The 7,704-nt window shown below is 31.3% G+C and carries 4 protein-coding genes; all 4 read left to right on the forward strand.

The features are described 5' to 3' along the window. Positions 1–45: 45 nt before the first annotated feature. The 4 genes from Q0997_RS15075 (at position 46) to Q0997_RS15090 (ending at position 7,605) form a co-directional block, all read left to right on the forward strand. A complete protein-coding gene (locus tag Q0997_RS15075; protein ID WP_299890261.1) occupies positions 46–759 on the forward strand; it encodes a heavy-metal-associated domain-containing protein in 714 nt (237 codons plus the stop codon). Beyond that, positions 759–2,987, forward strand: coding sequence for a TonB-dependent receptor (locus tag Q0997_RS15080; RefSeq protein WP_299890263.1), 2,229 nt, complete (start codon positions 759–761; stop codon positions 2,985–2,987). Before Q0997_RS15075 ends, Q0997_RS15080 begins: the two co-directional genes overlap by 1 nt. Before the next feature lie 6 nt (positions 2,988–2,993). Continuing rightward, positions 2,994–3,350, forward strand: a complete 357-nt coding sequence (locus Q0997_RS15085; protein ID WP_299890265.1) for a heavy-metal-associated domain-containing protein — start codon at positions 2,994–2,996, stop codon at positions 3,348–3,350. Between the two features lie 364 nt (positions 3,351–3,714). Next, on the forward strand, positions 3,715–7,605 hold the full coding sequence (locus Q0997_RS15090) for a LamG-like jellyroll fold domain-containing protein (protein ID WP_299890266.1): 3,891 nt from the start codon (positions 3,715–3,717) through the stop codon (positions 7,603–7,605). The last annotated feature ends 99 nt before the right edge of the window (positions 7,606–7,704 follow it).

Here is a 7,704-nt window from a genome sequence, read left to right on the forward strand (position 1 = left end):
GTAGACGGAATCTTAAATTAAGAATTAATAAATTAAAAAATATTCATGATACATAAATATACAGTTACAGGTATGACCTGTAATGGTTGTAAGGCATCAGTTGAAAAACATTTGAATGCTTTAGATAATGTAATAGATACTTCGGTTGACTTAAGTGAAGCAGAAGCGATTATTAAAATGTCTCAATACATTTCAATTGAAAAATTACAAAAAGGATTACCAGAAAAATTTTCTATTTCTGAAAAACAGATTCACAAACAATCTATAAAAGAAGAAAAAAACAACCTCCAACAATTAAAACCATTATTTATAATTTTCGGTTATATTAGTATGGCTTCAGTTTTACTGCATTATGAAAATTGGGATTGGAATAGCTTTATGCTCGATTTTATGGGGCTGTTTTATATTGTATTTAGTTTTTTTAAAATTATAGATATAAAAGGGTTTTCAGAATCTTTTAAAATGTATGATCCATTGGCTAATACGATTCCGTTGTATGCTAAAATATACTCTTTTATAGAACTAATTTTAGGGCTATTATTTTTAATGAGAATTCAAATTCCTATTGCTTTAATAGCTACTATTATTATTCTAGGAATAACTACTATTGGAGTAACAAAAGCGCTTTTAGACAAAAAAGTAATACAATGTGCTTGCTTAGGTACTGCTTTGAAATTACCAATGACCAAGGCCACTTTTATTGAAAATAGTATTATGATAATTATGGCAATTATTATGCTAATTAAAATGTATATATAATGAAGAGATTGATATACATATTTGTGTTGTTACCTTTTTTGGGGCTAACACAAACGCAGTTAAAAGGAGTGGTTTTTGAAGATGAAAATAAGCAAATAGAACTACCAGGAGCCAATGTTTATTGGTTAAATACAACAATTGGTGCGGTTACAGATCTTGATGGGAAATTCTCTTTGCCTTATAAAGAGGAATATAAGACTTTAATTATTAGTTATGTTGGTTACAAAACGGATACAATAACAGTAGCTGAGAATAAATATATAAAGCATAGTTTAAAACCGACAAGTACTTTAGATGAAGTGAGTATTACTTCTAGAAAACAAGCGACTGCCAAGTCGTATTTACAAGCGCAAAATGTTCTTACCATTAATAGTGATGAATTATTAAAAGCTGCTTGTTGTAACCTTTCTGAAAGTTTTGAAACCAATCCTTCTATCGATGTTAATTTTGCAGATGCTGTTACAGGTACAAGACAAATAAAAATGTTAGGTTTAACGAGTCCATACTTATTAATTGCGACAGAAAATATCCCATCAATTAGAGGCGCATCTCAAGCTTTTGGGTTAAGTTTTATTCCTGGTACTTGGGTAGAAAGTATTCAAATAACTAAAGGAGCAGGAAGTGTTGTTAATGGGTATGAAAGTATTGCTGGGCAAATAAATGCAGAATTAGTAAAACCAAGTAAAGATAATAAGCTGTTTATAAATGCTTATGGAGCGGCAAATGGTAGATTAGAGTTAAATACGCATATAAATACTAAGGTTAGCGATAAATGGGATACTGGGTTGTATTTACATGGTAATTCTAGAACACAGAAGTTTGATAGAAATAACGATTTGTTTTTAGATATTCCATTAGCAAAACAAGTAAATGTTATGAACCGTTGGCAGTATACAAACCCTGAAAAAGGTTTTGTAAGTTTTATTAATTTGAAATACTTAAATGATCAAAAACAAGCAGGTCAAATTGATTTTAATCCTAAGAGAGATAAAGGCACAACTAATTTTTGGGGAAGTGAAATTGATACCGAGCGTTATGAAGTTTCTGCTAAGTTGGGCTATGTTAATTCAGAATTGCCTTGGCAAAGTTTAGGTGTTCAAAGTGCTTTTAGTAGCCATAGACAAGAATCTTATTTTGGTTTAAATCTATATAATATTAAACATAATAGTTTATATGCCAATGTGATATATAATTCTATAATTAGTGATTCAAGACATAAAGTAAAAACAGGAATAAGTTACACCTATGATAATTATAAGGAATTAGTTAATGCTTCAGATTTTAATAGAAATGAAAATGCTATTGGAGCTTTTTTTGAATACAACTTTGATAATTTAGATAAGCTTAATTTAACTGCAGGAGTAAGATTAGATCATCATAACTTATTAGGCACATTTGTTACACCTCGTATACATGCAAGATATACAGCCTGGGAAAAGGGCGTGTTTAGAGCTTCTGTTGGAAGAGGAAAACGCAGTGCAAATATTTTTGCTGAAAATCAAAAGTTATTCTCAACATCGAGATCAATAAATATTTTAGATACTGAAGGTAGAATATATGGTTTAGATCCAGAAATTGCATGGAACTATGGTGTCTCTTTTTTACAAGGATTTAGATTGTTTGATAGAAAAGGAGATGTAACAGTAGATTTTTATCGTACTAATTTTAAAAATCAAGTTGTTGTAGATTATGAAAATGCTCAAGAAGTAAACTTTTATAATTTAGAAGGAGACAGTTATGCTAATAGTTTACAAATTGAATTTAATTATGAGCTTTTCGAACATTTAGATATGCGTTTAGCTTATAAAAATTATGATGTAAAAACGAAGTATAATTCTGGTAAATTAGAAAAACCATTAACACCTAAACATCGGTTTTTTGCTAATCTATCCTATGAGACAGATATTCGAAATAATTCTCAATGGAAATTTGATGCTACCTATAATTGGTTAGGTGCTCAACGGTTTTCTTCAACAGAGGGAAACCCTGTAGAATTACAGTTGCCAGAGTATTCTCCTAATATAAGTACATTAAATGCTCAGGTAACAAAAGTGTTTTCACCAAAATTTGAAGTATATTTAGGAACAGAAAATTTAACTAATACAAAACAAAACAATCCTATTTTAGGAGCTAATGATCCATTTGGCTCAAGTTTTGATAGTACGTTTGTATATGGGCCAATTTTTGGAACAAGTTATTATACAGGATTAAGATTTAAATTAAAATAATATAAAATGAAAAAATCAATAATATTAGTATTTGTAATACTTTTAAGCGTAACTGCATTTTCGCAAAATAAAAATGCAAAAGCATCAATAGAAGTTGATGGCGTTTGTATGATGTGTAAAAAGCGTATTGAGAAAGCGAGTTTAAATACAAAAGGAGTGAAATCTGCAATTTGGAACATTGAAACACATGAACTCAAGTTAATATATGATGAGCGTAAAACAAATCTTGACCTTATTAGAAAAAAGATAACATCAGTAGGTCATGATACTAAAACACTTAAGGCAACAGATGAAGCTTATAATACTGTTCATCCTTGTTGTAAATATAGAGATGAAGAAATAATAGAAGATCATAAGAATTAAAGTCTTGTAGTGTAGAATATTACATTCTTAAAGAATAGCGTAAAAAGCAGTATTTTTAAAACATAAAAATGCTGTTTTTTGCATTTTATCTATGATTTTATATAATAAACCGAATAATATTTAATATAGAGTTGTTTGGTTAATTTTATTCACCTTGATTATAAGTGTGTTAACAGTTATTTAAACTGGTTTTTTTGCATTTATGTGTATTTTGTCTGATATATATGCGTTTCGTCTATAAAAATAATTTCATAAAGTAATATTCCCCTACATTAGCTTTTCAATATGTTACTTTGCTTAAAATAACCTATTTAACCTAATATTAATTAGAAGTAAAATATTGACCCGCAAATCAATTTAACCTATGAAAAAATCTACCTTTTTTTCGCATGTACTAGTATGTACAATTTCTATATTTTTTTCTATACACTCTTTTGCTCAAGTAGCAGATTTCGATAATGATGGTATTACAGATTATCGTGATGTGGATGATGATAATGATGGTATAAGAGATACAGTAGAATGTCCGGCAATTTCAGGAGCAGCTTCTCCAGAATCTGATGAGATATCATGGTCAAAGTATGGTTATGATGTTTATACTATTGGAGCTAATACAAATGGCTTAGGCTATCAGGAATCTGGATTTGAAGAAGCAGTGTATGCTAAAGGGCAACCATTAACAGTGTTAAATGGTAGTTCAGATTATAGTTTTCCTGCCTCATCATGGGTAGCAGGATCTGCGACTAGTAGTATAGGTACATTTGCTAATGGGACTATGGACTTTGAGCATAATTATCTATATAGAGCTTTCGAAATACATCAATTTAGAACAACAACCTCTGGCGGTTTTACTTCCGGTGGAGGAACAGATTATGGGGTATATGTTTATCCTGAAGTTGGTGCGCAAGTGGGCGATTATTATACGGTTAATGTTAATTTTACTGAGCCTGTTGGGTCTTTTAGTTTTGATTTTGTCGATGCTTTCGATACAAATCCTGATGCTTCAACAATGAATTATGAAGTTTATGCAGATGGCAATTTAATTGCATATTTTAGTGGTACATATATTGGTGATGATGCTACTGGCAATGTAAATCTGTATGATGCAGATGGTGTTTTGCAAGGTGCTGTATCTATGGGGCAAAATATAGAAAACACAATAGGTTTTGTAACAGACGATCCCGTAACTACTGTATCAATACGACATATAGTTACTGCTGGTGGTTTAGCTGCTGCTACGCACGATCCTCATGGTTTAGATACCTTTGCTTATAGTTTTATATGTCAAGCACAAGTGGATATTGATGTAGATAATGATGGTATACCAGATAATATTGAGGCACAATCTACAGCAGCTTATATAGTGCCAAGTGGTAGTGTGAGAACAACAGGTGGAAATATTGGTATGTGGACCAATTATGGAGCAGGAGTTACGCCAATAAACTCTTTTGGAGCTGATGCTCCAGATTATTTAGATACAGATACAGATGATGATGGTATTTTAGATATTGATGAAAATGGACAATCTAGTACACTTAGTGGTAATGATACTGATAAAGATGGTTTAGATGATAATCTTGATTTTGTTAATGCTTCCTTTGATACTAATGATGAGGTTTCTGTTGGGGATTTAGCAGATAGAATTAACTCTTTTGGAGATTTTGATGGAGATGCTGCTACAGGTGGAGATTTAGATTTTAGAGATGCTAGTTCTTCTGTAAGCGGAGACTATACAATAGATTTTGATGGTGTAGATGATTATGTTATAGCAGCGAGTTTACAATTAAGCGGTTGGCAAAATGCTACTATGATGGCATGGGTGAAACTGGATGCAACTTTTAACTCAGAAGGATATATTTTTGGACAGGATATGTTTAAAATATGGGTTGATGCTTCTGGAGGTGTACAAGCTAGTATTATAAAAGATGGAAGTCCTACTTCGTATAGTTTATCTGCTTCAGCTCTAACTAAAAATGAATGGCATCACGTGACATTATCTTTTTCTGGTATTACTGGAGATTTTAAATTATATGTTGATGGTGAATTAGAAAATAATAGTTCTATTTCTTCAGGAATGATATCTACTACAGCTACATACACAAATCCTGATTTCTCTATTGGAAGATCTGAGAGGTTTGGAAATTCGTATTTTAAAGGCGCTATAGATGAAGTTAGAATATTTAATGTTGAGCTAACTGAGAGTCAGATACAACAAATGGTGTATCAAGAAATAGAAGAAAATAGTTCTAATGTTAAGGGAGGTTCTGTTCCAAAAGATATAGCAGATGTCATTACGGATAGTAAAATAAGCTGGGCTAATCTACAAGCTTATTTTCCAATGACCACTATCTCTAATAACATAACCAATGATGAATCATTATATTCTAATAATGCAACATTATTCAATATTGAGTCAATGCAAGGGCAAACCGCTCCAATGCCCTATACTGCAAATAATACAGGAAATTGGACTACACAAGGAACATGGGAGCATGGTAATGTGTGGGATATTGAAAACTTACCAAATAAAGATTGGGCAATTGTTCAAGTAAGTAATAATGCAGAAGTATCAACTACCGCAAGTCATAATATAATGGGGTTAATTGTTGATGCTGGAGCAGAGCTAAAAGTTCAAAGCAATCAATTACTTTACAATACTAATTATTTAGAATTAGATGGAACAATTGATTTAGAAGGTGATTCGCAATTGATACAAAATGAAAAAAGTGATTTAGCGCTTACTAGTGCAGGGAAAATACTAAGACGCCAGCAAGGTCAAAGTAGTTTTCATAGATATAATTTTTGGAGCTCACCAGTTAGTACACAAAGTGCATCATCAAATAACTTAGGGTTTAGGTTAGATATGCTTAAGGATGGTAGTGGAAATATACAGTTTACTACAAGTAATAATCCAACTGCTACAACACCAGCTTCTATTAGTACAAATTGGACGTATACATTTCAAAATAATATAGATTATTATGATTGGAATCATATAACGCAATCGACTTTAATAGATTCTGGAGTTGGGTATACTCAAAAAGGAACAGGGCAATCTACTCAATTTATATTTGAAGGAAAGCCTAATAATGGAGATATTGATATAGTAGCAGTAGATAACGGAGGTGCGGGTTCAGTAGAAGGAACAACAAAAACAGAGTATTTGTTAGGAAACCCTTATCCATCTGCAATAGATGTGCATGAATTTATAGATGATAATGCTTCGGTTATTGGCGGAGAGATATATTTTTGGGAACAATGGGCAGGAGATACTCATGTTGCCGAAGATTATCAAGGTGGTTATGCAATGGTTAATAAAACAGCTGGAGTTAGAGCATATCAACATTTAGGTGAATTTGGTAATAACGGTTCTCAAGATGGAACTAAAACACCATCAAGATACATACCTGTAGGTCAAGGTTTCTTTACAGAAATAGAAAATAAAGGTACTGTTATATTTAGAAATGATCAGAGGATTTTTAAGAAGGAAGCTGATGCAGATGGGACATATGCTAATGGATCTGTATTTCTTAGAACTGGGAACGATTCAAATGAAACAAACGAAGATTTAATTCAAAAAATAAGATTACAATTTACTGTGTCTAATGGTTTAAGCCGTGAATTGGTTTTAGGGTTTAGTAATCAAACAACAGATGGTTTTGACTATGGATATGATTCAAATATTAATGATTTTAACCCTAATGACCTAGCTACAATACTTAATGGAGATAAGTACATTATACAAGCTTTCTCTCCAATTACTATAGATAAAGAAGTGGATTTAGTATTAAACAGTGATTCTAACTTTAATTATAGTATTTCACTAGCAGGATTAGAAAATATTAACGAGTCACAGGCCTTGTACTTGTGGGATACTCAAGAAAATGTATACCACGATTTAAGAGAGAGCGGTGATTATAATTTTACAGCAGATGCAGGAGAAGATGCTACTCGTTTTAAGGTCGTGTTTAATAATGGATCTACATTAAGTACAGAAGATGATTTTGAATTAGAAAATGTTTTAATCTATGCAAATAATATTGAAGATAATATTTATATCAAGGGATTAAAAGACGATGTGAAATCTATTAATTTAATTAATATGTTAGGTCAGAATGTGATGACCTTACATGATCAAACAATCCAACAATTAAGTTCTGGAATATCAACAGTAAATTTAAGTTCGGGAGTTTATATTATAGACATGACTTTAGAAACTGGAAGCAAAATAATTAAGAAGATTACGCTTAATTAGATTAAGTGTTACTTATAATAACTGAGTCGTCCTAAAATAGGTTGACAGATTATAAAATAATTAATTACTATCCTGTGAAGCTAGCTTCACAGGATTTTT

This window comes from uncultured Lacinutrix sp., assembly GCF_947500325.1.
Taxonomy (GTDB): domain Bacteria; phylum Bacteroidota; class Bacteroidia; order Flavobacteriales; family Flavobacteriaceae; genus Lacinutrix.